This window comes from Helicobacter cetorum (genome assembly GCF_900198405.1).
In the GTDB taxonomy this organism is placed as follows: domain Bacteria; phylum Campylobacterota; class Campylobacteria; order Campylobacterales; family Helicobacteraceae; genus Helicobacter; species Helicobacter cetorum_C.
In genome coordinates this window covers 1-25,875 of sequence record NZ_FZMR01000014.1, presented here as the reverse complement: position 1 = coordinate 25,875, position 25,875 = coordinate 1, and the positions used below count along the sequence as shown (strand labels likewise).

General features: G+C 34.7%; 20 protein-coding genes, 1 tRNA gene and 1 CRISPR repeat array. Of the genes, 10 read left to right on the top strand and 11 right to left on the bottom strand.

Annotation, left to right across the window (positions count from 1 at the left end; translation table 11 throughout):
- Positions 1–56 precede the first annotated feature (56 nt).
- Positions 57–3,103: a CRISPR direct-repeat array (repeat unit 37 nt; unit sequence GTTTCAATCCCCTTAAACGGGTCAATCTGTAATAAAT).
- A gap of 441 nt (positions 3,104–3,544) precedes the next feature.
- The 9 genes from cas2 to C6H25_RS04470 all read right to left on the bottom strand — a co-directional run bounded on the left by cas2 (position 3,545) and on the right by C6H25_RS04470 (position 11,743).
- On the bottom strand, positions 3,545–3,820 hold the full coding sequence (gene cas2, locus C6H25_RS04510) for a CRISPR-associated endonuclease Cas2 (RefSeq protein ID WP_104748269.1): 276 nt from the start codon (positions 3,818–3,820) through the stop codon (positions 3,545–3,547).
- Positions 3,821–4,777 carry a CRISPR-associated endonuclease Cas1 gene (gene cas1, locus C6H25_RS04505; protein WP_158653873.1) on the bottom strand — a complete coding sequence of 319 codons (957 nt, stop codon included), beginning with the start codon at positions 4,775–4,777 and terminating at the stop codon, positions 3,821–3,823.
- Between the two features lie 201 nt (positions 4,778–4,978).
- Entirely contained in the window at positions 4,979–5,569 is a 591-nt protein-coding gene (locus tag C6H25_RS04500; RefSeq protein ID WP_104748267.1) for a thiamine phosphate synthase, read from the bottom strand.
- Between the two features lie 3 nt (positions 5,570–5,572).
- Positions 5,573–6,259 carry a F0F1 ATP synthase subunit A gene (locus tag C6H25_RS04495; RefSeq protein WP_104748266.1) on the bottom strand — a complete coding sequence of 229 codons (687 nt, stop codon included), beginning with the start codon at positions 6,257–6,259 and terminating at the stop codon, positions 5,573–5,575.
- Positions 6,260–6,387: 128 nt separating this feature from the next.
- The gene (gene guaB / locus C6H25_RS04490; RefSeq protein WP_104748265.1) at positions 6,388–7,833 is read right to left on the bottom strand and encodes an IMP dehydrogenase; all 1,446 of its coding nucleotides are present in this window, start codon (positions 7,831–7,833) and stop codon (positions 6,388–6,390) included.
- Between the two features lie 13 nt (positions 7,834–7,846).
- Entirely contained in the window at positions 7,847–9,208 is a 1,362-nt protein-coding gene (gene gatA, locus C6H25_RS04485; protein ID WP_104748264.1) for an Asp-tRNA(Asn)/Glu-tRNA(Gln) amidotransferase subunit GatA, read from the bottom strand.
- Positions 9,209–9,281: 73 nt separating this feature from the next.
- Positions 9,282–9,872, bottom strand: a complete 591-nt coding sequence (gene coaE, locus C6H25_RS04480) for a dephospho-CoA kinase (protein WP_104748263.1) — start codon at positions 9,870–9,872, stop codon at positions 9,282–9,284.
- Between the two features lie 24 nt (positions 9,873–9,896).
- A complete protein-coding gene (locus C6H25_RS04475; protein ID WP_104748262.1) occupies positions 9,897–10,685 on the bottom strand; it encodes a spermidine synthase in 789 nt (262 codons plus the stop codon).
- Positions 10,686–10,870: 185 nt separating this feature from the next.
- Positions 10,871–11,743, bottom strand: a complete 873-nt coding sequence (locus tag C6H25_RS04470; RefSeq protein ID WP_104748261.1) for a hypothetical protein — start codon at positions 11,741–11,743, stop codon at positions 10,871–10,873.
- 76 nt (positions 11,744–11,819) lie between these two features.
- Between C6H25_RS04470 and der the strand changes: the two genes are divergently transcribed.
- From der to C6H25_RS04420, 10 genes are all read left to right on the top strand, one after another.
- On the top strand, positions 11,820–13,223 hold the full coding sequence (gene der / locus C6H25_RS04465) for a ribosome biogenesis GTPase Der (RefSeq protein WP_104748260.1): 1,404 nt from the start codon (positions 11,820–11,822) through the stop codon (positions 13,221–13,223).
- Positions 13,224–13,394: 171 nt separating this feature from the next.
- The gene (locus C6H25_RS04460; protein ID WP_104748299.1) at positions 13,395–13,676 is read left to right on the top strand and encodes an HU family DNA-binding protein; all 282 of its coding nucleotides are present in this window, start codon (positions 13,395–13,397) and stop codon (positions 13,674–13,676) included.
- A 37-nt stretch (positions 13,677–13,713) separates the two neighbouring features.
- A tRNA-Arg gene (locus C6H25_RS04455) sits at positions 13,714–13,790 on the top strand.
- 637 nt (positions 13,791–14,427) lie between these two features.
- On the top strand, positions 14,428–15,030 hold the full coding sequence (locus C6H25_RS04450; protein WP_104748259.1) for an LPP20 family lipoprotein: 603 nt from the start codon (positions 14,428–14,430) through the stop codon (positions 15,028–15,030).
- Positions 15,031–15,055: 25 nt separating this feature from the next.
- A complete protein-coding gene (locus C6H25_RS04445) occupies positions 15,056–15,673 on the top strand; it encodes a hypothetical protein (protein WP_104748258.1) in 618 nt (205 codons plus the stop codon).
- Positions 15,670–17,445 carry an OmpP1/FadL family transporter gene (locus tag C6H25_RS04440; protein WP_104748257.1) on the top strand — a complete coding sequence of 592 codons (1,776 nt, stop codon included), beginning with the start codon at positions 15,670–15,672 and terminating at the stop codon, positions 17,443–17,445. Before C6H25_RS04445 ends, C6H25_RS04440 begins: the two co-directional genes overlap by 4 nt.
- Positions 17,446–17,453: 8 nt before the next feature.
- Positions 17,454–18,437, top strand: coding sequence for a UDP-N-acetylglucosamine 4,6-dehydratase (inverting) (gene pseB, locus C6H25_RS04435; RefSeq protein ID WP_104748256.1), 984 nt, complete (start codon positions 17,454–17,456; stop codon positions 18,435–18,437).
- On the top strand, positions 18,434–19,711 hold the full coding sequence (gene coaBC / locus C6H25_RS04430) for a bifunctional phosphopantothenoylcysteine decarboxylase/phosphopantothenate--cysteine ligase CoaBC (RefSeq protein WP_104748255.1): 1,278 nt from the start codon (positions 18,434–18,436) through the stop codon (positions 19,709–19,711). Before pseB ends, coaBC begins: the two co-directional genes overlap by 4 nt.
- Entirely contained in the window at positions 19,711–20,445 is a 735-nt protein-coding gene (locus C6H25_RS04425; protein ID WP_104748254.1) for a hypothetical protein, read from the top strand. Before coaBC ends, C6H25_RS04425 begins: the two co-directional genes overlap by 1 nt.
- Before the next feature lie 604 nt (positions 20,446–21,049).
- A complete protein-coding gene (locus tag C6H25_RS04420; RefSeq protein WP_104748253.1) occupies positions 21,050–23,434 on the top strand; it encodes an outer membrane beta-barrel protein in 2,385 nt (794 codons plus the stop codon).
- Positions 23,435–23,918: 484 nt separating this feature from the next.
- Here C6H25_RS04420 and C6H25_RS04410 read toward each other — a convergent pair whose 3' ends face one another.
- Positions 23,919–24,830 (bottom strand): alpha-2,3-sialyltransferase, encoded by a 912-nt coding sequence (locus C6H25_RS04410; protein WP_104748251.1) that lies wholly within the window; start codon positions 24,828–24,830, stop codon positions 23,919–23,921.
- A 106-nt stretch (positions 24,831–24,936) separates the two neighbouring features.
- On the bottom strand, positions 24,937–25,875 hold a 939-nt coding region (locus C6H25_RS04405; RefSeq protein ID WP_104748250.1), incomplete at its 5' end, for an alpha-2,3-sialyltransferase.

Genomic DNA, 25,875 nt, shown 5'->3' with positions numbered 1-25,875 from the left:
GTCAATCTGTAATAAATATGATGCCTCTCCACTTGATAAAGGATTAGAGTTGTTTTGTTTCAATCCCCTTAAACGGGTCAATCTGTAATAAATTTAAAATGAAGATCGTTACAAAATTTAATTCCCCATATGTTTCAATCCCCTTAAACGGGTCAATCTGTAATAAATTACTAATATCTACGTATAAATCATCAGTTACTTGCTGCAAGTAAGTTTCAATCCCCTTAAACGGGTCAATCTGTAATAAATCAATGTTAAATATATGCTAGAAAACTTAGAATGTTTTAGTTTCAATCCCCTTAAACGGGTCAATCTGTAATAAATTATTTCTGAAATCTCATTATATAAGAAATTATTAATTTCAACATCAAGTTTCAATCCCCTTAAACGGGTCAATCTGTAATAAATAAAATATGCCCAAAATTAAAATGTATTTTATGAGTAGTTTCAATCCCCTTAAACGGGTCAATCTGTAATAAATGTCGTTTAACTAGAGGTGGATTCCCACTTACTTATGAGTTTCAATCCCCTTAAACGGGTCAATCTGTAATAAATATATTGCTGATAGGCTTAAAATCATTATGGTTATGGAAGTTTCAATCCCCTTAAACGGGTCAATCTGTAATAAATTTGTAGCCACACGCTATTTCAGTAAAGTCCCTAACAAACATGTTTCAATCCCCTTAAACGGGTCAATCTGTAATAAATGGGCAATGGAGTCAGATTTTGATAAAGTCTATGATTGCCTAGCAGTTTCAATCCCCTTAAACGGGTCAATCTGTAATAAATTCTAAAAAGACTAACGGATTTGTTGAAAATCAATTTAAGCTACAAGTTTCAATCCCCTTAAACGGGTCAATCTGTAATAAATAAAAGGACGGCGATGAACTTAGTAGTTATGTTTTTAAGGTGTTTCAATCCCCTTAAACGGGTCAATCTGTAATAAATGAGTAATAATACTAATTGTCTTAATTTAAAAGATTGAGACAGTTTCAATCCCCTTAAACGGGTCAATCTGTAATAAATTTTTTTTAGGGTCAGGGCGTAAAACAATTTCTCCGCTCAGTTTCAATCCCCTTAAACGGGTCAATCTGTAATAAATATGTTAAAGAATATAAGAAGAATTCTTTAAATTATAAAGTTTCAATCCCCTTAAACGGGTCAATCTGTAATAAATGTTTACATACTTGTTATCAGATTTAATAGCGTCTTTATGAGTTTCAATCCCCTTAAACGGGTCAATCTGTAATAAATCCACGAGAGAGGAAAGGAGCTAAAAAGAAAGTTAGACGCAGGTTTCAATCCCCTTAAACGGGTCAATCTGTAATAAATAGAAGTTTTATTATTAATAAAGTTATTAGAAGGAATAATAGGTTTCAATCCCCTTAAACGGGTCAATCTGTAATAAATATGGTCTTAGCAAAGTTTCTCATTTTGACACATTCTACTTGTTTCAATCCCCTTAAACGGGTCAATCTGTAATAAATATACTTTATGTATTATGATAAAGATAATATTCCTACTAAGTTTCAATCCCCTTAAACGGGTCAATCTGTAATAAATAAACTTCAGCTGCTAGAGATGAAGTAGACTGGGAGCAAATTGTTTCAATCCCCTTAAACGGGTCAATCTGTAATAAATGAAATAGAGTTTGAATATACGGTAAAGCTTTCTAAAGTTTCAATCCCCTTAAACGGGTCAATCTGTAATAAATCCATAAATAAACTTACTATGAATTTTCTCATACGTAGGTTTCAATCCCCTTAAACGGGTCAATCTGTAATAAATACGATAGTGGTTTATGATATTAATTTGAATATTATTGGTTTCAATCCCCTTAAACGGGTCAATCTGTAATAAATTAATGAGCAGCAGAGCTCTCATTACGAAGCAGAAGCTGAATAAGTTTCAATCCCCTTAAACGGGTCAATCTGTAATAAATCGGGCAAGCGGCTGCATTTGAGGCAGCTGTCGAGAAAGAACAAGTTTCAATCCCCTTAAACGGGTCAATCTGTAATAAATAAAACCGAAACACGTGAGTATTTCTTCGACTATAGGGAGTTTCAATCCCCTTAAACGGGTCAATCTGTAATAAATCAGTAAAAGTAATTTGACTAAGAGGGGTATTATTGATCTCGTTTCAATCCCCTTAAACGGGTCAATCTGTAATAAATTCAGTAGGTACTGTTTTAGGATTACTAGAACCACTATCGCTTGACGTTTCAATCCCCTTAAACGGGTCAATCTGTAATAAATCTGAAAAACCTTCTGCCCAGTTCACCATAATAACTGCAGTTTCAATCCCCTTAAACGGGTCAATCTGTAATAAATTTTAGAAGGAGCTTTTCCAAAAGTATTAGACAGATGGGTTTCAATCCCCTTAAACGGGTCAATCTGTAATAAATATCAGTATCACCTAAAGTTACTACTTTTCCCATTTTAGTTTCAATCCCCTTAAACGGGTCAATCTGTAATAAATTTATTTTCTAATAAAATGATTTCATTTTGTTTATTAGGTTTGATTTTAGTTTCAATCCCCTTAAACGGGTCAATCTGTAATAAATTAACGGCAATAATGGACCCGATAATATTGCAATAAAGCAAGTTTCAATCCCCTTAAACGGGTCAATCTGTAATAAATTTAAATAGGTGCTAAAGGCATTCCCCAAACTTCCTACCACAGTTTCAATCCCCTTAAACGGGTCAATCTGTAATAAATATGATACAAGATTTGAATATGACTGAGCCTTATAATTTACAGTTTCAATCCCCTTAAACGGGTCAATCTGTAATAAATATAGATGAAATTGGAGAAGAGAATTTTAATAGTGATATGTTTCAATCCCCTTAAACGGGTCAATCTGTAATAAATATAAGCAATTATCAGTCACTAATAACTACGATCTGGCGTTTCAATCCCCTTAAACGGGTCAATCTGTAATAAATCTGTTAAAAATTTCTTATCGTCAAAAAGCTTTGCTGATTTTTTGTTTCAATCCCCTTAAACGGGTCAATCTGTAATAAATATAAAAAAGGGCATACTGAAAGAGTATGAAGAAGAAGTAAGTTTCAATCCCCTTAAACGGGTCAATCTGTAATAAATAGCCTAAATTGCGAGACTTAAGGCTTTCTAATTCTATTTAAAAAATCCTTAAAATTCCCTAAGATACGAATTTTTAGTAAAAAGTTCGCAAATCCCTCAATTCTAGGCAAAAATCTTTGTAAGCTAGTAACAACAAACTTTCAAAGAACCCCTAAAACACGCATCTCTAAGCCCTATCTTGCTAAAATCTTAAAGATAAAAACAAGAAAATAATGAGATTTGCGAAATTTAAGCTTATTTTAAGATTATGAAATCCCTAAAATAAAGGGTTTCAAAACCCTAAATATTCAAAAAATTCGCAAATCTATGGGTTTAAAACCAAAAAATACAATATCTTAGATTAAATCACTATCATTTTATCTAATTTTATTCAAAAAGTTTGCAAAAAAAGTTCGCAAAACCTAGAGCATGTTTAAATATTATTTGATAACTTTAATCATTCTATATAAAATCATCAAAAGTCTTAAAAATACCTTTTTCAACCCCTATTTCAAAGCTCTTATTCTCGCAATTAGCGCATAACCTATAAATTCTTACATTCCCATTTTTAGAACGAATGATTTTTTTAATCCTTACAACAAGGGCATTGAATTTGCAAGGACTAAGCTCGCATTCAAAAACAGAGAGATTTACCCTTGTGCCATGCTTTTCTAGCTCTTCAGCAAGGAGTTTACGCTTCTTGTTATGGTTAATATCATAAGTGATTAAGTATCTCATTTAATATTTTCCTATAAAGGGCTTATAATTTTTAGAATTTTCTTGTATAAAACGCGCTAGAGAGAGACACTCTAATTCAATGATTTTTTCACAAGAAATAGACTGCTTTTTATAAGTTGTGAGAGATTGGAATTTTTGATTCATGTTTTTTGAAATAAGCTTTCGTGTTTCAAAGCTTAGAGAATTGTTGCTATCTAAAGTTAAAGGCTCTTTTTTATTTATCATAGAAACAACCACTCTATCTACCATAAACGCTCTAAACTCCTCAATCATATCAAAAACTAAAGTGGGTTTTTGAGAATTTAGTGCATGTAAAAAAGAGATGTGTAGGCTCAATCCAGCTTGTAAAAGGTAGGTTTGCACTTTAGAATACAAAATCGCATACGCATAGTTAAAAGCGGAATTTAAGATGTCATTAGCACCTTTTTTGACACGCTTAAAAGGTTGCTTGATAGCTTGACTAATGCCTTGCCAATAGCTAGAACTCAGCATTCCCTCAATACCAAAAAGCTCACTTATAGCATTGGTTGTTGGTATTTTAAGAATGAGTGGTTTCATTTTTTGGATAGGAGAATGCAAATTTTTATGGTATTTATTCAAATATTTTAAAAAATTCAGTTGGTTAAGACTTTTAGAATAAATGAATTTTTGAGCTAAATAAAGGTGTTTAGGAGTGTTTAAGAGCAAGGCTTGTTTGTGAATGATTTGAGTGTTGCTCGCTTGATAAGTGAATATTGTAGCAAGGGGCTTTAAATTTTCAATGAAATTTATGGGGATTTTTCTCTTAGCACACGCATAAACCACAGAGCTTGTTAAGCTTGTGCTATGGTTTTCTATAATGATTTGCTTGAGCTTATCTAGGGGGGTTTGCTGGATTATCTTACCTTGCTTTTTAGCCAATAACTTGTCCTTATAAACACTCAAGCTCACTCCAAAAGTTGCGATACATAAGCTCATTCGCACTCCTAATTTTAACATAAATACAATATTTTATTATTTTACCATGTCATGTTTGAATTTAAAGATATTTAAAACTAGAGAGCCTAAAACAACGGATTTTATCTCTTATTCTAAAATAGTTATGATAAAGATAGGAATTTATCCTTTTTAGGCAAACAACAAAATTTTATTGATTTTTACAAAGTGTTTCAAAAAGAATTACTGCAGAAAATAACGCCTTGCTGCAAACCCCTGAACGCCTTGCTTTTTTAGCCAATCAATTTGTGCTTGACTAATAATCCCTCCTAGAGCAAATAAGCGTGATTTTTCTATGCCCTCGCAATGATTAAAAATCTCTACCCCTAAAGGCGTTCCTTTATTGGGGGTAGGAAAAATAGGGCTTAAAGTTACAAAATCTATGCCTTTTTTTAGTGTATCAAATACGCATGATAAGCTATGAGCGCTATAAAAACAACGCTTGTTGTGAGCTTTAAGCATGGCTAAAGGGGTTTTTAATGGTTCAAAATAAGGATAAAACTTGTCCTTAAAATGCACGCCATCAAAGGAATAATTTAATGCGGTTTCTACGCTTAAAGACGCCTCTTCACTATTGATATAACTCTCCACTTCATAGGCTTTACAAATCTCTACAAAGGGTTTAAAATAGTTTTTAATACGCTTAAAATCATCTCTTAAACATGCTTTGCTGATGATAGTGTGGCGATTAAAAATCGCCTCTAAGCGTTGGCCAAAAACCTCTGGCGAATTATTTAAATAAAGCAAGGGAGGGATAATAAAATACCCCTGCATGATTTAATGCTTATGCTCCTTATCTACTAAAACTGCTCCTGCTAAATACACATAAGTGAGAATCATAAAAACAAAAGCTTGTAAAATTCCCATAAAAAACAAAACCATAAAAGGTGCTATAGGAACTGCCCAAGGCACAAGCAAGAGCATGATAAGTAAAAACATGTCATCACCCTTGATATTTCCAAATAAACGGAACGATAAAGACACAATCCTAGAAAGATGTGAGATAATCTCAATAGGGAACATAAAAGGTGCGAGCCACTTCACAGGTCCTGCAAAATGAGCGAAATACCTAAAAAATCCATGCACTCTAATGCCTTCAAAATGATAATAAAAAAATACAATCAGCGCTAAAACTAGCGTGAAGCTCCAACTAGCCGTAGGAGCCTCAAATCCGGGAATTATGCCTATCATGTTACAAAAAAAGACATATAAGGCAATCGTGCCAGCTAGAGGAAAGTATTTGCGGGCTAATTCTTCGCCTATAATGTCCTTAGCCACGCCTAAAATAGCGCTAATAATCGTTTCGTACACATTTTGCATGCCCATAGGCACCATCTGCATTTTACGAGTGGCTAAAACAGAAATAAAAAGCGTAGCTAACGCACACACGACAACATAAAATCCGGTAATAAAATCATGATTAGAGCTAAAAAAATTAGCAAAGGTAAATAATCTGTGTTCCATAAAGTCTCTTAAGCCTTGCGAAATAAATTTTCTAATTGTAGCAACTAAGTTTTAAAAAACTCATTAAACCAAGTTTTTTAACGAGTTTTTTAGAAACTTTTACTTAATTGATAGCGTATCTTAAAATCTCACCCATAATAATTAGGAGCCTCTTTGGTAATATCCACATCATGCACATGGCTTTCTTTCAAGCCGGCGGTAGTGATTTCTACAAATTCGGCGTTTTCATAAAGCTCTTGGATATTTTTCGCACCTTGATACCCCATAGAAGAACGCACGCCCCCTACTAATTGAAAAATCATATCAGAAACTTTGCCACGATAAGGCACACGCCCTTCAATGCCTTCTGGCACTAATTTTTCGCTCGCAACGCCCTCTTGAAAATACCTATCGCTACTTCCTTTTGTCATAGCCCCAATACTTCCCATGCCCCTATAGCTTTTATATTGTCTTCCTTGATAAATCATAAAATCACCCGGCGATTCTTCTGTGCCAGCTAGTAAAGAGCCTATCATCACACTTGATGCCCCTAAAGCTAGAGCCTTAGCCACATCACCAGAATAGCGAATGCCTCCATCAGCAATGATAGGAATATCAAATTTAGACGCTACCTCAACGCAATTATCAATCGCACTCACTTGTGGCATTCCCACTCCTGCTACAATTCTAGTAGTGCAAATGCTTCCTGGTCCTATACCTACTTTTATGGCATCAGCTCCTGCACTGATTAAATCATTCGTGGCCTCTTTAGTTACCACATTACCCACAATCACATCTACCACCAAGCTTTTTTTAATCTCTTCTAAGGTGTGTAAAATATTTGCCGAATGCCCATGCGCACTATCTAAAACAAGCACATCAACCCCAGCCTTAACGAGCATTTCAGCCCTATCCAACTGCCCCGCACCAATAGCAGCCCCTACTCTTAGCCTTCCAAAATCATCTTTATTAGCATCGGGGTATTCAATGCGTTTATGAATATCTTTAATCGTGATTAAACCTTTTAAAACATTGTTTTTATCCACGATAGGCAATTTTTCAATTTTATGCTTGTGCATTAAAATACGAGCCTCTTCTAAGCTAATGCCTACATGAGCGGTGATTAAAGGGGCTTTTGTCATCACATCGCCCACTTTTTTACTCAAATCCGTTTCAAAACGCACATCTCTATTAGTCAAAATTCCAATCAATAAGCCGTTATCATCTACTACAGGCACACCTGAAATCTTGTAATTATCTGTTATGGCTTTAGCATCTGCTAGGGTTCTATGAGCTTGAATGAATATAGGGTCATTAATCACCCCACTCTCACTTTTCTTAACCTTAGCGATTTCTTTTGTTTGTGTTTCAATATCCATGTTCTTATGCACAATACCAATGCCTCCAAGGCGTGCCATAGCAATGGCTGTTTTATGCTCAGTAACCGTATCCATAGCCGCACTAATGAAAGGAATATTCAAACTAATATTTTTAGTTAAGCGAGATTTTAAGCTCACATCTTTAGGTAATATACTAGATTTTCTAGGCACCATTAATACATCTTCAAAAGTCAAAGCCTTTTGTAAAATTCTCATTTTTATCCTTCTTTTAATCAAATTTTAAGTCTAATTCTTGCTCTAAAGCATAAGAAACATCTAACACGCTTTGTTCATCAAAAGCCCTACCAATAAATTGCATGCCAATAGGTAAGCCTAAAGAATCTTTAGCCACCGGTAAAGAAAGGGCTGGCAAGCCGGTTAGATTCGCTCCAATGGTATAAATATCGCTTAGATACATCTCTAGTGGGCTTGCATGATGGTTGAATAAGGGGGCGGTTGTAGGAGCTGTTAGAGTGAAAATCAAATCCACTTCTTCAAAAATCTTGTTGTATTGCTCTTTTATCATTGAACGCACTTTTTGAGCTTTCAAGTAATAGGCATCATAATAGCCACTACTTAATACAAAATTCCCTAACATAATACGGCGCTTTACCTCATCGCCAAAGCCCTCGCTACGACTTTTAATATACAATTCTTTTAAATCTTTGACATTTTCAGCCCTTCTCCCATAACGCACGCCATCAAATCTAGCCAAGTTTGAGCAAGCCTCAGCCGTGCTAATAATGTAGTAGATAGACACTTGGTATTTAGAATCTAAAATATCTTTATGAACAATCTCATGCCCCATTTCTTTTAAGGCTTTAATGGTGTTTTCATAAGCGAGTTGCACTTCTTTATTAGCGTCTTTAATATGGTCTTTTAACACAGCGATTTTAAAGCGTTTTTCTCTGCTAAGATTTTTAAAGGTTTGTGTGGGTTTTAGATTCGCACTTGTAGAATCCTTGCTATCATGCCCACTCAATGCGTCAAATAAGATAGAGGCATCTTCTACATTTTGAGTGATAGGTCCAATTTGATCAAAACTAGAGCAATACGCAATCAAACCATATCGGCTAACCCTCCCATAAGTAGGCTTTAACCCCACGCACCCACAATAACTCGCTGGCTGTCTAATAGAACCGCCCGTATCACTCCCCAAAGCTGCAATAGCTAAGCCACCTGCGACTGCTGCTGCACTTCCTCCGCTACTCCCTCCGGGAACTCTTTTTATATCTCTAGGGTTTTTAGTAATCCCATAGCAACTAGATTCAGTCGTGCTACCCATAGCAAATTCGTCCATATTAGAAAGTCCAAACCCTGCCATGTTATTAGCGTGTAAATTTTCAATCACACTAGCATTATAAGGAGCAACATAACCCTCTAAAATCTTGCTTGAACAAGTTACTTCCCACCCCTTAACATTAATATTATCTTTAATTAAAATTGGCACACCATTAGCACTAGCACCATTAAGGCTAGGGGCTTTGATATAGGCGTTCAAATCAGAATTTTTAACCTTAGTATCAATCTCATTTTTCAGCGTTTCTAACTCTTCTTGTTTTAAAGAAAGGGCTTGTTTTAGGGTAATCATCTTGTTATGACCTTAAGAAAAAATTTTAACTCGTAGTGTAACATGCTAAAAGTCAAAACGAGCTTATAAGAATTTAAAGCGTTTTTAAAAAACACTCCAAGTTATATTGCAAATCTTTTAAACTAGAGCTATTGTCTATGACATAATCACTCATTGAGCGTTTTTTTTCTATATCCATTTGACAATCTAGGCGTTGTAAGACTTCGCTTTCTGTAAGTTTGTCTCGCTCTAAAACACGCTTGATCTGTAAGGCTCTAGGCGTATAGATTAAGACTACCTTACTAATAGGATAACATTCTTTGCCCCCCACTTCAAAAAATAAGGGAATATCCAAAAAATATGGTTTATTGAGCTTGTCTAAATTTTGTGCCTCTTTTAGCATTATCTCACGAATCAAAGGGTGTAAAAATTTCTCTAACCACTCTAATTTTGTCTTATCGCTAAAAACAATCGCCCCAAGCTTTTTTCTATTAAGAATATCATTTTCTAAAATCTCTAATCCAAAATGCTTGGCAATCTCTAAGCGTTTTATTTGCAATAATTGATGAGTGATTTTATCTGCATCTAAGATTGTATAGCCATGCAATTCTAATAATCTAGCACTAGTGCTTTTACCTGTGCCAATACCTCCGGTTAAAGCAATAGCATTGTTTAAAATAGACATGGTTTTAATAGCCTTAAAAGAGCGTTAATTTTTAGAAATCCCTTTAAAAACTTCTTGCAAATTCTTAGGCAAAGCAAAAGAGGCTCTATGAATGTCTTCATTATAATATTGCACTCCCTCTAGCATATCCACTTTTTGCAACCATAAATCCGCCAAAGGATGCACGCTGTTTGAGGCATAAATATAGCCCTTATTGCTTAAAATTCTTAAAGGTGCTACAAAAGGCATAGCAATGGCAAAAAATTCGCCCACATTCTTAAGGGCGTTCTCCATACTCACATGCTCTAATAAGGGGTGTTTGGCTGTAGAAATCAAAACGCCATCTTCTTTAAGCATTCTTTTTAAAGCGTCTAATTGGTGCTTGCTAGGCTCTTCTAAACAAAAAATTAAGTCGTATTTTTTTATATCTAAATCTAAAAGCTTTTTAGCATGTGTGAAACGCTCATCATTTTTTACCGCATGAAAATGAGGGAAAAAGCTAATAAAACTATCTAAAATCTTTTCGTCTTCTTGCACAAAATCTATGTGTGTATTATGTCTAAAAAGCTGATGAGCTAATTCCAAATCAAAGCCCCCTACAATAAGGGTATTTTTAATTTCTTGCTTAGTGCAACCTCCAATATGGGCTAATAATTCGCTTTCAATATGCAAAAAATTCCTAAATAATAATTGGCGATTAAGCATAGCAATTTCGCCAAAATCATTAGATTTAAAAATCTCTAAAATATTATGCTCACTTCTTACATCTAACAACTTCGCATCAATAGTGTATTCTTTACGCAAATAGGGCGTAATTTCTTGGGTTATCCACATGATTTCTTTCCTTACTAAAACTAAAATCTATAATAACAGCCTTCACAAGCTACTTTCTTATGTTTCCTTATTATAAAATACCATTGTTTGACAATAAAACCAATGATTATGGGTGATTTTTCTCTTAAAAGTCTAGCATGTTACTTAAAATTATCCAAATTAGATTAAAAAAACCTTAATCTCACTTACTTAAGACATTCTAAAAACAATTCCGCATGCACTCTAAAGCGTGCCTTTTGATTAGAGTCTAAATCAATGCTAATTTCTTTATGTTGGCTATCTAGCTTGTCATTGGCCTGCTTTTTAAAAACAAAATGACATTTTTTAAACCTTGAAAAATCAAGCGTTTTATCCCCTACAACCATATAAACATGATTATTTTTTTTCTTTAGCTGAAATTCATTGTAGAGGGGTTTTAGCTTAAGATTATCTTTATTTTTAGTATAAACATAGGAATCAAGCTTACCCTTAAATTGCGTGATTTGTGTAGCGGTATTATCAAAAGCGAAAGTTTGCACTTGGCGTTGCCTATAATTTCTACCTCCATCTTTTAAAAATTGCTTTAAAGCATTAGATTTTACTTCTATAAAAAACTGATTGTTGGCGTTTTTAAATAATCTAATTTCCTTGAAATTAAAAGGATAGAAACTCTGTTGGGAATATTCAATTTTTTTATCGCCTTTCTTAGATTGGATAAAATGATTCATTTCTTTTTTATCTGTCTTTGTGTGCGCTTCAGCAAGCAAGTATGAAGAAGTTGTCACTGGGCTAAAATTATCTTCATCATTTTCATAATAAGAAACCCTAAAAGCATTTTCTTGGTTATTTGAATTTAATTGCAAAAGAGTGTCTTTACGCATTTTATAAAGCCTTTCATTTTGCAAATAAATCGTTTCGCTAAAAACCTCATAATCAGAGCCTACATAGCTAGGGCGTTTAGAGCCATCATTTTCTTGGTAATGTGCTTGTTTTTGCATTTTTATAAAACTCTCTTGCGAGCAAGCTAGAAAGCACCCTAAAACAATTCCTAAAACGCCTATTTTTTTTACCAAAAACAATGCTAGACCCTTATTTAAGCTTTAAATAACTATAATATTGTAATCTAATTTTGATTAAAGTGAAACTACAAGAGAAATGAATACAAGTCATAAAACCTTAAAAACCATCGCTATTTTAGGTCAACCAAATGTTGGTAAAAGCTCATTGTTTAACCGCCTAGCTAAAGAAAGAATCGCTATCACTTCAGATTTTGCAGGCACTACACGAGATATTAACAAGCGAAAAGTTTTATTAAATGATAATGAAGTAGAGTTGCTAGATACAGGGGGCATTCATAAAGACGCTATTTTATCTAATGAGATTAAAGCTTTTAATTTAAGAGTTGCTAAAGAAAGCGATTTGATTTTATATGTTGTAGATGGTAAATCTATCCCTGAAGATAGCGACATTAAACTTTTTAGAGAGATTTTTAAAATCAATCCTAATTGCTTTTTAGTTATCAATAAAATTGACAACGATAAAGAAAAAGAAAAGGCTTATGCGTTTGCTTCTTTTGGTGTTTCAAGCCACAGAAGTTTTAATATCTCTGTTTCACACAACAGGGGCATTAACGCTTTAATTAATGCTATATTGAACGAATTAAATCTAACAAAAACTATAGAGCAAGACTTAGATATAGACATTTTAGAAAGCTTAGAAACCCCTATCAACGAAGTTAAAGAATTAGAATATGAAGAAGAAATCATACAAGTAGGTATCATTGGGCGGGTGAATGTGGGCAAAAGCTCACTATTAAACGCTCTTACACAAAAAGAAAGAAGTATTGTTTCTAGTCTAGCTGGCACAACCATTGACCCCATAGATGAAACCATTCTAGTGAATAATCAAAAAATTTGCTTTGTAGATACCGCTGGTATTAGACATAGGGGCAAAATTTTAGGCATTGAAAAATACGCCCTAGAACGCACCAAAAAAGCCTTAGAAAAATCTCATATTGTGCTTTTAGTTTTAGATGTGAGCGCCCCTTTTGTAGAATTAGATGAAAAGATTAGCTCTCTAGCTGATAAGCATTCTTTAGGAATTATTTTAATTTTAAATAAATGGGATATTCGCTACGCCCCTTATGAAGAGATTATAGCTACCTTAAAAAGAAAATTCCGCTTTTTAGAATACGCCCCTATTATCACAACAAGTTGCTTAAAAAACCGCCATATTGATGAAATCAAACATAAAATTATAGAAGTCTATGAGTATTTTTCTAAACGCATTCCTACAAGCTTGCTTAATAGCGTGATTACTCAAGCTACTCAAAAGCACCCATTACCAAGCGATGGCGGAAAGCTAGTTAAGATTTATTATGCTACACAATTTGACACCAAACCCCCACAATTTTCACTCATAATGAATCGCCCTAAAGCCTTGCACTTCAGTTACAAACGCTATTTGATTAACACCTTAAGAAAAGAATTTAATTTTTTAGGCACGCCTTTAATCATTAATGCTAAAGATAAAAAGAGTGTTAATAAAGAACAAAATTAACAAAAAATTAAATTAACTCTATAAAATAGGCATTTCTAGCTTGATTTATGCTTGAAATTTTAGCTATAATTGCCTCTCATAAGTCAAGGCTCAAGGCACTTGTTTTTTAAAAAATTTAACATTCAAGTTAACCTTAATATGCGTTTGATATTTTTTAAAAGGGGTTTATTAATGAACAAAGCAGAATTTGTTGATTTAGTTAAGGAATCTGGAGAATTTAGCAGTAAGAAAGAGGCGGAAAACGCCATTAATGCTTTCACTCTAGCAGTAGAAACTGCTTTAAGCAAGGGCGAGAGCGTGGAATTAATCGGTTTTGGTAAGTTTGAGACCGTGGAGCAAAAAGGCAAAGAAGGTAAAGTTCCCGGAACGGATAAAACTTATAAAACCGAAGATAAGCGAGTGCCTAAGTTCAAACCCGGTAAAATCCTTAAGCAAAAGGTTGAGGGCAAATAAGTCTTTCTAGCTTTTTAAAGGCTAGAGCTTTTTAAATGTCCTTGTAGCTCAGCTGGATAGAGCGTACGATTCCTAATCGTAAGGTCGTGGGTTCGAATCCCGCCAAGGACACCACTCATAGCTGACACCTTGTAAAAATATCAAAACGCCAAAACAGCCACTAAAATCATAGAAAAGTATAAAATACAATAAATAAAAAATAAGATTAAAGCAACCCAAGCATTTTATCCCACATTTTATCCCACATTTTATTCCATAGTTAAAAACAAAAAGCTTTGTTCCAGTCATGTATGGATAACCAAAAAATAAAATTTTTTAGCATTTTTAAATTAAACAATAAAAAGCCCCTTAAAAAAATTAGTTGATACAATTATCTAAAAATGAATTTTAAAAAGAAAGATAAAAGCGTTTATAGCGTTTTTAATTGGATACAACTAGAAAAAATAAGATTGATTTTATAAACAAACATTTTAAAACATTAATCCCTAATTAAAAAACAGAGCCAACAAAAAAATAAAGATATATTTTAAGTCAATGATTTTTCAAACATACTATTTCAAACATACTATTTCAAACATACGATAACAATATTAAAACTTCTTATACAAAAACTAAAAACATTATATAAAATAAATCATCTTTAAAAACATCTTAAAACACTTTTTTAGTTACTCTTAAAAGGACAAACACACAAATTCTTGCAGAAAATGATATAATATTCCCTAACGAACTCACATTAAGGAAAATATCCATGCGTTTAAACTCCGCCTTTTTTGGCATTAACTCATTGCTTGTAGCGACTCTTTTAATAAGTGGTTGTAGCTTATTTAAAAAGCGTAATTCTAACGCTCAGCTTATCCCTCCATCAGCCACAGGCTTGCAAGCCCCCATTTACCCCCCAACCAATTTCACTCCAAGAAGGGTTCAGCCTCTCCCTAGCCCTCGCCTTGAGAATAATAATCAGCCAATGGTAAGAAATAACCCCACTAACGCTATTCCTAATACGCCCATGCTCACGCCCAATAATGTCATTGAGTTAAGTGCAGTAGGCATGGGTGTGGCTCCAGAATCCACTATTTCGCCCTCTCAAGCTCTAGCTTTAGCTAAAAGAGCGGCCATTGTTGATGGCTATCGTCAATTAGGGGAAAAAATGTATGGCATTAGAGTGAACGCTCAAGACACCGTAAAAGATATGATTTTACAAAATTCTGTGATTAAAACTAAAGTGAACGCCCTTATTCGTAACGCTGAAATCACTGAGACCATTTATAAGGACGGCTTATGTCAAGTGAGTATGGAGCTTAAATTAGATGGCAGAATTTGGTATCGTATTTTGAGTGGAGCTAGGGGATAAACTCTAGCACACTTTCACACATGCCATGCGATTTTTAAAAACTGCCTTTTATTTATTAACCTTAGCACTCTTTTTTGTCTCTTGTGCTAAACATCCTTTTAGCAAACAGACCCCAAAAACTAGAGAGCAAATTAAAGAAGATGAGGCCCGCAAAAAACGAGAAGAGACCTTAAACGCCTTACGACAATTCAAACTGATTTATATTAACACGCCGGTTTTTCGCTTTTATGATTATGGCACGATTAAAACCGATAAAAGCCACAATATTGAAGTAACTCTTTATAAACTCAGTCAAAAGGTAGGCGATATTTTTATGACTAAACGCAGTATTTGTTTTAGCAGAAAATGTTCGGCTAAGTGGCTTGTCGCAAGAGATTTGTTTGGTAAGGTGAGCTATGCTGATTTGTTTGATGATATTGTCTTAGGGAAAGATATTTTTAAAGGTTTAGGCAAACGCCATCTAACCCCTGAATATGTGATTCAAAGGTTTCAAAAAAGTGGGGATATTATTCTTTATGAGCGAAAAAATGGTTTGATTTCTTTTCAAAATTTGACTCAAAAAATTGCCATTAGAATTGAACCCTATGAGCCTTCTTTGCAAGATTTAGAAGACAATGAAAATGCCGACAAAGAACTTCCATGAAAAACCTTTTGATTTCTCTTTTTCCACTCTATTGCATTAAAGAGTTTAAAAAACGCTATTTAATCGCTTTAAGCCTACCCTTGCTTTCTTATGCTAATGGCTTTAAGGTTCAAGAGCAAAGTTTAAATGGCACCGCTTTAGGTTCTGCGTATGTAGCTGGGGCTAGGGGTGCTGATGCAACCTTTTATAATCCGGCTAATATGGGTTTTATGAACGACTGGGGCGAAAATAAAAGCGAGTTTGAAATGACAACCACCGTGATTAACATTCCAGCTTTTAGCTTTAAAGTCCCTACAACTAATCAAGGTCTGTATTCGGTTACAAGCTTGCAAATAAATAAAAGTCAACAAGACATTATGGGTATTATAGGCATTATAGGATTAGGCAATATTATCAAAGCACTTGGTAATGCCGCTGGTAAAGACGGCATAAAAGAAGCCTATAATCGTATCCAAGGCTTAATGAACCTAACCAATCAAAAAGTGGTAACGCTCTCTTCTGTGCCTGATTCTCAAATTGTGAATGGCTGGACTGGCACGACCAACTTCGTGTTACCCAAATTCTTTTATAAAACTCGCACGCATAATGGTTTTACTTTTGGGGGGAGTTTTACCGCCCCTAGTGGCTTAGGCATGAAATGGAATGGCAAGGGGGGAGAATTTTTGCGTGATGTTTTCATTATGATGGTAGAGCTTGCCCCTAGCATGAGCTATACGATTAATAACCGCTTTTCTGTAGGCTTAGGCTTAAGAGGACTTTATGCGACAGGGAGCTTTAATAACACCGTTTATGTGCCTTTAGAAGGCGATTCCGTTCTTACGGCCGAGCAAATCCTAAACTTACCCAATGATGTTTTTGCCAATCAAGTTCCAAAAAACATGATGAAATTACTAGGCAACATCGGCTATCAACCCGCCCTTAATTGCCAAAAAGCTAGCGGAGACATTAACACTCAAAGTTGTCAAGAATTTTACAATGGCTTAAAAAAAATCATGGGCTATAGCGGTTTAGTGAAAGCTAGTGCGAGTCTTTATGGCACTACCAAAGTCGTGCAGCAATCTAACGGACAAGGCATGTCTGGTGGATACAGGGTGGCTGGAAGTTTGCGGGTGTTTGAGCATGGCATGTTTTCTGTCGTGTATAATTCTTCGGTTACTTTTAACATGAAAGGCGGTTTGGTCGCTATCACACAGCTTGGCCCTTCTTTAGGAAATGTGCTAACTAAAGGAAGTCTTAATATTAATGTTTCTTTGCCTCAAACTCTAAGCTTAGCCTACGCTCATCAATTTTTCAAAGACCGCTTGAGAGTGGAGGGGGTATTTGAACGCACCTTTTGGAGTCAAGGGAATAAATTTTTAGTAACCCCTGATTTTGCTAACGCCACTTACAAGGGCTTGAGCGGAACGGTCGCCTCTCTAAGCTCTGATACGCTTAAAAAAATGGTAGGCTTAGCGAATTTTAAAAGCGTGATGAATATGGGGGCTGGCTGGAGAGACACCAACACCTTTAGATTAGGCGTAACTTATATGGGTAGGAGCTTGCGTTTAATGGGTGCTATCAATTACGACCAAGCCCCAAGCCCCCAAGATGCGATAGGCATTCCAGATTCTAATGGCTATACTATAGCCTTTGGGGCTAAATACCATTTTAGGGGCTTTGATTTAGGCTGGGGAGGAAGTTTCACTTTTAAAAGCAATCGCTCTAGCTTGTATCAATCCCCCACCATCGGACAATTAAGAATTTTTAGCGCTTCATTAGGCTATCGCTGGTAAGGAAAAACATGCTAGATAATAAAACGATTTTAATCACAGGTGGCACAGGAAGTTTTGGCAAATGCTTTGTGCGTAAGGTTTTAGATACTTCTAAAGCTAAAAAAATCATTGTCTATAGCCGAGATGAGTTAAAGCAGAGCGAAATGGCAATGGAATTTGATGATAGTAGAATGCGTTTTTTTATCGGCGATGTGAGAGATTTAGAACGCTTAAATTGTGCCTTAGAAGGCGTGGATATTTGTATCCATGCTGCAGCTTTAAAGCATGTGCCAATTGCAGAATACAATCCTTTGGAATGTATCAAAACCAACATCATAGGGGCAAGTAATGTCATTAACGCATGCCTAAAAAATGAAGTTAGTCAAGTCATTGCCCTAAGCACCGATAAAGCAGCTAATCCTATCAATCTCTATGGGGCGACTAAATTATGTAGCGATAAGCTCTTTGTGAGTGCGAATAATTTTAAAGGCACTTCAAAAACGCAATTTAGCGTGGTGCGTTATGGTAATGTGGTAGGAAGTCGTGGGAGTGTGGTGCCGTTTTTTAAAAAATTAGTTCAAAATAAAGCGAGTGAAATTCCTATTACAGATATTCGCATGACAAGATTTTGGATAACCTTAGATGAAGGGGTTAATTTTGTGCTAAAAAACCTAGAGAGAATGCATGGGGGTGAAATTTTTGTGCCAAAAATTCCTAGCATGAAAATGACTGATTTAGCACAAGCTTTAGCTCCTAATATTCCTATTAAAATCATAGGCATTCGCCCAGGCGAAAAACTCCATGAAGTCATGATTCCTAAAGATGAGAGCCATTTAGCCTTAGAATTTGAAGATTTTTTCATTATTCAGCCAACCATAAGCTTTCAAACACCCAAAAATTACGCCCTTACCAAACTTAATGAGAAAGGGCAAAAAGTCGCCACTGACTTTGAATATAATAGTAACACTAATAAAAAATGGCTAGAGCCTAAGGATTTATTAAAATTATTATGAATTTTTTAGAAGACTTATTTTACCCCCTAAAACTATTAGAAAACAAACGCATTTTATTGTTAGTGAGTGGCTCCATTGCTGCGTATAAGTCCTTGGAATTAGTGCGATTATTGTTTAAAAGTGGGGCAAACATTCAAGTAGTAATAAGCGAAGATGCCAAAAAGTTTGTAACCCCCTTAAGCTTTGAAGCCCTAAGTCATAACGAAGTCTTGCACGCAAACAATGAAAAATGGCATTACAATCATAACAATGTTTTATATCATAACCATATCGCTTGTGCTACCCATTCTGATTTACTCATCTTTGCTCCCCTAAGCGCTAATAGCTTGGCAAAAATTGCTCATGGAATAGCTGATAATGTAGTAAGTGCAACTTTTTTGGCTTGTAATAGCCCTAAAATCCTAGCCCCTAGTATGAATACAAACATGTTATTAGCCCCTAGCACTCAAAGCAACTTAAAACGCTTAGAAGAGTTTGGTTATACCATTTTAGAAACACAAAACGCCCTTTTAGCCTGTGATACTAAAGGTAATGGAGCTATGGCTGAAGTTTTAGAAATCCTTTTTAAAGCCACTCAAACCCTTTTAAAAGACCCTTATTTTGAAAATAGAGAAGTCGTAGTAATAGGCGGAGCGAGTGTAGAAAAGATTGATAGCGTTCGCACTATCAGTAACCTTTCTAGTGGCATTCAAGCAAGCACTCTTGCTCTTGCTTTGTATTTCAAGGGAGCAAAAGTAACTTTCATTTCATCTTGCTTTCCTACTCCCCTACCTAAAGAAATCACAAGCATTCAAGTTAGTGATACCAGATCCTATGAAAACGCTTTAAATAATGTTTCTACAAGCTTGCGCCCCCATTCTCAAAAGCCCCTACTATTCAACCTAGCTGCCATTAGTGATTATGTGCCAAAAACAACCTTTAATCATAAGCTTAAAAAAAGTGAATTAGGCAAAACCTTAAACATTGAATGCGTTCAAAATAAAGATTTACTCGCATCTATAGACGCTAAGAAATTTGTCAAAATCGGTTTTAAAGCCGAAGATAAAGAAGAAAAAGCCATAGAAAACGCTAAAAATCTTTTAAAACCATCTCAAAACCATGGCAAAGATTGCTCAATGGTTGCTTTAAATCTCATTAAAGATAATCGCCCCTTTGGCTCATTAGAAAACGAATTGACACTCTTTACTCATCATAAAACCCAAAACATTTCTTCTACAAACAAGCTAGAAGCCAGCTTTAAAATCCTTGATTTTATCAAAGACAACACCCTTTAATGCTAGAAGCCCTAAACGCCCTTAATCAGCTTAATACGCTTAACTCTAAAAACGCTACACATAATTTCAACGCCACTTTACCTATTCTTTTAAAAGTGCTAGAAAAACAAGATAAAAATCTTTTTCTTTTACAAGTGGGTAATAGAATCATACCTACTAAAAGCGAGCAAGAATTACAAATCAATCAGCCCTATTTTGCAACTATGCAAAGAAATCAGCTTGGCGATATTGTGCTTAAAAACCTAGTCATAGCCCCCAAAATTTTAGAAGAGCTAGATGACTTACCAGCCCTTGAAATTAAGCATTTAAAAGAAATGCTAACCAAAGATAACACGCCCTTAAAAGAATACAAGGAACTTTTAAGCGAAAAATTAGTCCATGCTAAAAGCTCACAAGAGTTTTTAAACCTAGCTAACATGCTCTTAAGCTTGCAATCACAAGTCTTAAGTTTTGTCATTCAAAACGAACATAAAAAAGCCTTTTTACAAATGAAAGCCAAAAAACAGAGCATTGATTTTTACGCCCTTTATCCAAATTTAGGCGAAATAAATGGCAATATTTATCTCAAAGAAAAAGAAAAACAACTTTTTTTAAAAACCACACATCAAAGAACCAAAGAAATTTTAGAAGAGTATCAAAACACTCTTTTTGGCTTTGCTAGTGTTGAAATTGTGTGTGAAAAAGCCCCTATGCTTTTTCAATTTGAAGAGCGTTTGTTAGATACAATAGGCTAATCAATCAGCTTAAAAAACTTAAAATTGTTTCTTAAAAAGACACTTACTTCTTAAAAAGATATTTGACAATTAATTCTAATTATTTTAAGTTATTTTTAGCATTTTATTAGATAACATACGCAAAGTTAAAGATGTGCCTAATATTTCTTAATATATTTCTTAATATATTTCTTAATATATTTCTTAATATATTTCTTAATATATTTCTTAATATATTTCTTAATATATTTCTTAATTAGGTCTGTTACTCGTGAGTAAAAGGACAAATCTAAAATGAAAAACTCTTTTAACAATCTTTTTAAAGCAGTTTTTACAAACTCCACACCCCTATTTATGCCTAAAAAATCGTTTTTTTTTTTTTAATATCGCTTGTTATCTCCTTTTCTTAGGGGTTTTAGACGCCCACCCAAAAGACGGCTTTTTTATAGAAGGGGGCTTTCAAACAGGAACTTTAGAGACCAAAACCTACGAGCAATCCTACACTACCCTAGATGAAACACAAACCATTATCCATCAAATCCCTAGTAAAAATACGCCTAGTAAAGATAAAGAGCCTAACAACCAAATTATCCAATCTAGCATTTTAAACAAAAACGCCCATTCAGTGTGGTGCTCCCCTAACGACCCCTCGTGTTATTTTAAAACCACTAATCAAACTAATACTTGTGCCATTGGCGATACAGCGTGCAATAAGGCTTGCAATGGTGCGAAAAATTGCATTGATAATAATTCGCTCATCTCTCAAAGCGTTCTAGATAGTATCAAGGTCAATACTAATGCCCTTGTTAGCGCAAGCTTAAATAATAGGGATTTAAAAATCAGTAATTTTCTGCCCTATAATTTAAGCAATGTAACCTTAATCGCCCATGTCAATGGCAAGGAAATCCCCCTAGCCTTTTTACAAAATATTTCTGCGTATGAAGATTACACCCTAAACGCCAACACGATTACCAAACTTAAAGAACTCCTAAAAACTGATCCTAATATCACCTTTAGCTTTCAAGCCTCTAATTTTTCTAACGCTCAAACCACTAGAGTGCTAGAGCAAATGAACTCTATGAAAAAAGAAAATTTATGGCTTAAATTCAGCGATAACCCCTATGGAAGTGCGAATAATTGGATTAAAATGAGTGTTTTAGATGTAGAAAACTACATCAATATCTATGAAAATCTAAGCGCTCTTTTAAATTCTAAAAGCTTTAAAAACGCCGTTTCTAACGCCCCCTTTCAATTCTCTAACGACCAATCCCCTTTTCAACAAAACTTAACCGAAGTCGTAGATATTAATGGAACAATGTATAGGATAGGCAAGGCGAGTGAGAGCCTAACTAAAAAGTATGAAAACAATCAAAGCTACCAACTCATAGGAGAAATTTATACTATGGAGAAAGACCCTAAAGCCGTTGGAGTAGTTATTCAAAATCTTTGGCATGGAAAGACCGGTGGAAGATATTATTTTCATCTCAACAACAAAGAAGTGCAGGGCAAAATCTATTATGAGCCAGAATATAACGGCGATGTGCCTTATACCATTATAAATGGAAAGAAAGAATATGGCGCATGCATTAGCACTTCAAACAATAGCTCACAATATGTGCCTACAAGCGAATGTTTAAATAGCAATCAAATCAGAGACCCCTACACAACAAAAAATGGTGCTACCATTCAATGGGTGTCTTATAATGTCATCTCTAATCAAAAGATTTATGACACTTATACCAAAAGCTATGGCGTTACTCTAGGGCTTTTAAGTAAAGGAGCATGGGGTGATGAGGGGGCAACCTTTCCTAATAAACAAATTATGGGGTTGCAACAAGGCTTGATTTCCCCCACTAATAACCAAGCCCTACTCAACTATCAAAAATTCTATGGCTACGATGGTAATTACAACACACCCTACAAAATCATTAAATTGCCACGATGGCATGGCAACTACAATCAAGTTCAAGACAATGGCAATAGCGCTCGCAGTTCTCTCAATGTGTTGTTCCATGAGTTTGGACACCTTATTGGCTATCATTGGGGTAACAATAAAGATGAGCTTAAAATTGGTGGGAAATACAATGGCAATTTAGATTTTGGGCATTGTGGGGATTTGACCTTTCCGGGTGGGGAACTTCCTGATGATTATGGAAACGACGGCTTTCATTGTAACCTTATAGGCCCTGTGGGTCAGGGCGATACCCCCTTGCAATACCCCTTATACATTCCTAACAAAGCCGGTCCAAACACCAACAACCCTGTCATTTTTGCCGGAATGACTGGGCTTATGCTAAGCGTATATATGAATTTAGAAAAGAACAATCAGCTCACCATCAATTACAACACCATTGGCAAAAAAGAAGAAGAAAAGGCTATCCCAAATACCCATACCATTTCAACCAACCACCAAAAACTAGGATACACCCTTTCACAAAAAACTTTTATTAAGCACCTTCTAAACGCTTTTAATTATAAACGCACTAATGCTATGGTGGGCTTTGATATTTTGAGTGGGTATCAAAAATACTATAACGACTATATAGGGGTGTCTGCCTATGCGTTTTTAAAATACAATTATTCTAGCAGTAGTCAGCCCCATTCATTGAATGAAACCAATCAAATCAGCCTAGGGGTTGGCACGGATTTATTGGTGGATTTTCTCACCACTTATAAAAACATGGTTTATAGAGCGAAAAACAAGCGTAATAAAATCGTTTTAGTTAAAAAGAAAATGTTTCAAAGCTCTTTAGGAAGTTTTCTAGGTTTAAGAGCGATGTATAATGGCTATGGGGTCGCACGCTCTTATCTCAATCGTGGCAACATAAACTTTGTAGGCGGACTAGACTATAGAATCAAGCATTCCAAATACTCCATCGGCGTTTCTATCCCTCTAATCCAAGATAACCTAAAAGCAAACTACCACAACGAATTAAACTCCGGCTATGTAAGCTTGAATTTAGGAACGAGCCATTTTAATGTGTTTTTTAACTACGGATGGGTGTTTTAGGCTCAAACGCTTTAAATAACCAAAATACTTCTTTTAATAAACCACTTTGATTTTAGCCTTAATTATTGTTTTTGTTTTACTGCTTTTTAACAAATCGCTCTAGTTTCTTCTTGTTATTTTAGTCTTGTTACTCCAACTTGTTGCTTGCGTTTTTAGTTTTATTATTTTTCTCTATTCTAATCAAACACTGCCAACACACCCCAAAAACCTATTTTTTAGGTTTTAGGAGTTTTGTTAAGGCTTTAAAATCACACAACAGAGCCAAACACCCTCTTAAAAAATGGTAGCTATCCCTAAGCAATAAAAGAATTAGATTGTTTTCGTTAACACCCCTATTTTTTAAATCTTCTTTTAATAAGGATTTAAACTTCTGGGGGGGGGGGGNNTTTTTTTTTTTGTTTTTTTTTTTTTTTTTTTTTTCTTTTTTTAACACAAAACTCCCAACACCCCCCAAAACCCTTTTTTTTAGGTTTTAGGGGTTTTGTTAAGGCTTTAAAACACACAAAAGAGCCAAAACACCCCTTAAAAAATGGTAGCTATCCCTAAGCAAAAAAAAAATTAGATTTTTTTCGTTAACACCCCTTTTTTTTAAATCTTTTTTTAATAAGGATTTAAACTTCTGGGGGGGGGGGGGTGGAGTATAAAAAGGAGATTGCTCAATCTTAAAAGAATACTTAAAATCTTTAGATTTTGCTTTTCCCAAACACAAACGCTCTTGCACCTCTAAACTCACGCCATTCTTGCTAGCACATGGTAAAATCCTGGTCAAGGAGCTATTTGGCACTAAAGCATATAAATCAGCATACTTTTTGGCAAGCTCAATACCCTCTATATCAATGCTTTTGCTATGAGAAAGGTCTGGAAGCTCTTTGAAAAAATCACCCTTATTTTCATAATAATGCCCTACTCCTTGCTCATAAAAATCAATCCCACATAGATAGATTTCTTTATAACCTAATGCAATCGCTACAATTAACATCATTATTCCAGTAGTAAAATGCTGACCATAAAAATTACTGTATTTTGAATGCAAGGCAAAAAAAGGTTCTAAATCTTTTAAATACCCATAAACAGAACGAATCCCTATATAATACTTATCTAAATATTCTTGTGTCGAGACATAACTGACCTTATTAAACCAACTATGTGTCCCAATATTAGTGCAATAGACATCATCTAAATTATATTCAAAGCGCTTTTGCATAACTCGAGCCATCTCTATCTGTGCATCAAAAACACTTGGATTAAAAAAAACCCCCTTAACCTCTCTACCCAAATAATACTTGTCTTCAAAATAGAATTGATTGCATCTAAACACATCAAAATCAGACGGAAATAAGGAATAATCTAAATCTTTAATACTTGGACCATTACCGGCAATGATAAGGGGTTTCATCAAAAATCTCTCCTAAAGCTAAAAATTAAAATAAAGAATGTTCCATCAAAAACTATAAGCCAATCATACCAATCAAGGAAAGTCTAATACAAAATACCTACTATTGTCATTTTTTATCAAAAAACCCCCACAGCAAGCTAAAGATTTTTCCATCTTTACACAATTGCCATGCCCCTCTTACTAAGCTTATCGCATCAAATACTAATCGTTTTGCCAACCATACATATAAATTACTTCCACTAATCCCTTTAGATACTAATATTTTTTTTAAATCACTGCGAACATTGGACACTTCCCCAAAAGTATCTTTCTTAAAAACTGCATCACTCGTATACCCTAAAGGCTTATGTTCTCCAAGCTTTAAACTTTGCATTTTTTCTATGCTTAAAACATTCTTATTGGGACTTAAGGGCAAATATCTATTTAATGCACTATTTGGTACTAACGCATATAAATTAGCATAACTCTTTGCCAATTCAATAGCTTGTAAGTCAATATTCTTGCTGTGCGTATTGAGCGAAGATGGATGTGGTATAAAATATTCACTTTTATTCTCGTAAAAATATTCCAAGCCATTTTCATAAAAATCAATCCCACATAGATAGATTTCTTTATAACCAAGAGCAATGGCTACAATGAGCATATCTATGCCAGAGGTAAAATCTTTACCATAAAAATTCACATTATTCTTATGCAATGTGAAAAAAGGCTCTAATTGTTGCAAAAAATAAAAAGCCCTTCTTATCCCCACATATCTCTTCTTTAAGAGCTCCTCAATATTGCAACCATCAATATAATCACTATTCGTAGTGCAATAAATATCACAAAAAGCATATTCATCATTACATACCAACTGTCTTGCTGTTCGCATTGCCACATCAAATATTTCTCCAGCAAAAAAAAATGCTCCCTTAACCTCTCTACCCAAATAATACTTGTCTTCAAAATAGAATTGATTGCATCTAAACACATCAAAATCAGACGGAAATAAGGAATAATCTAAATCTTTAATACTTGGACCATTACCGGCAATGATAAGGGGTTT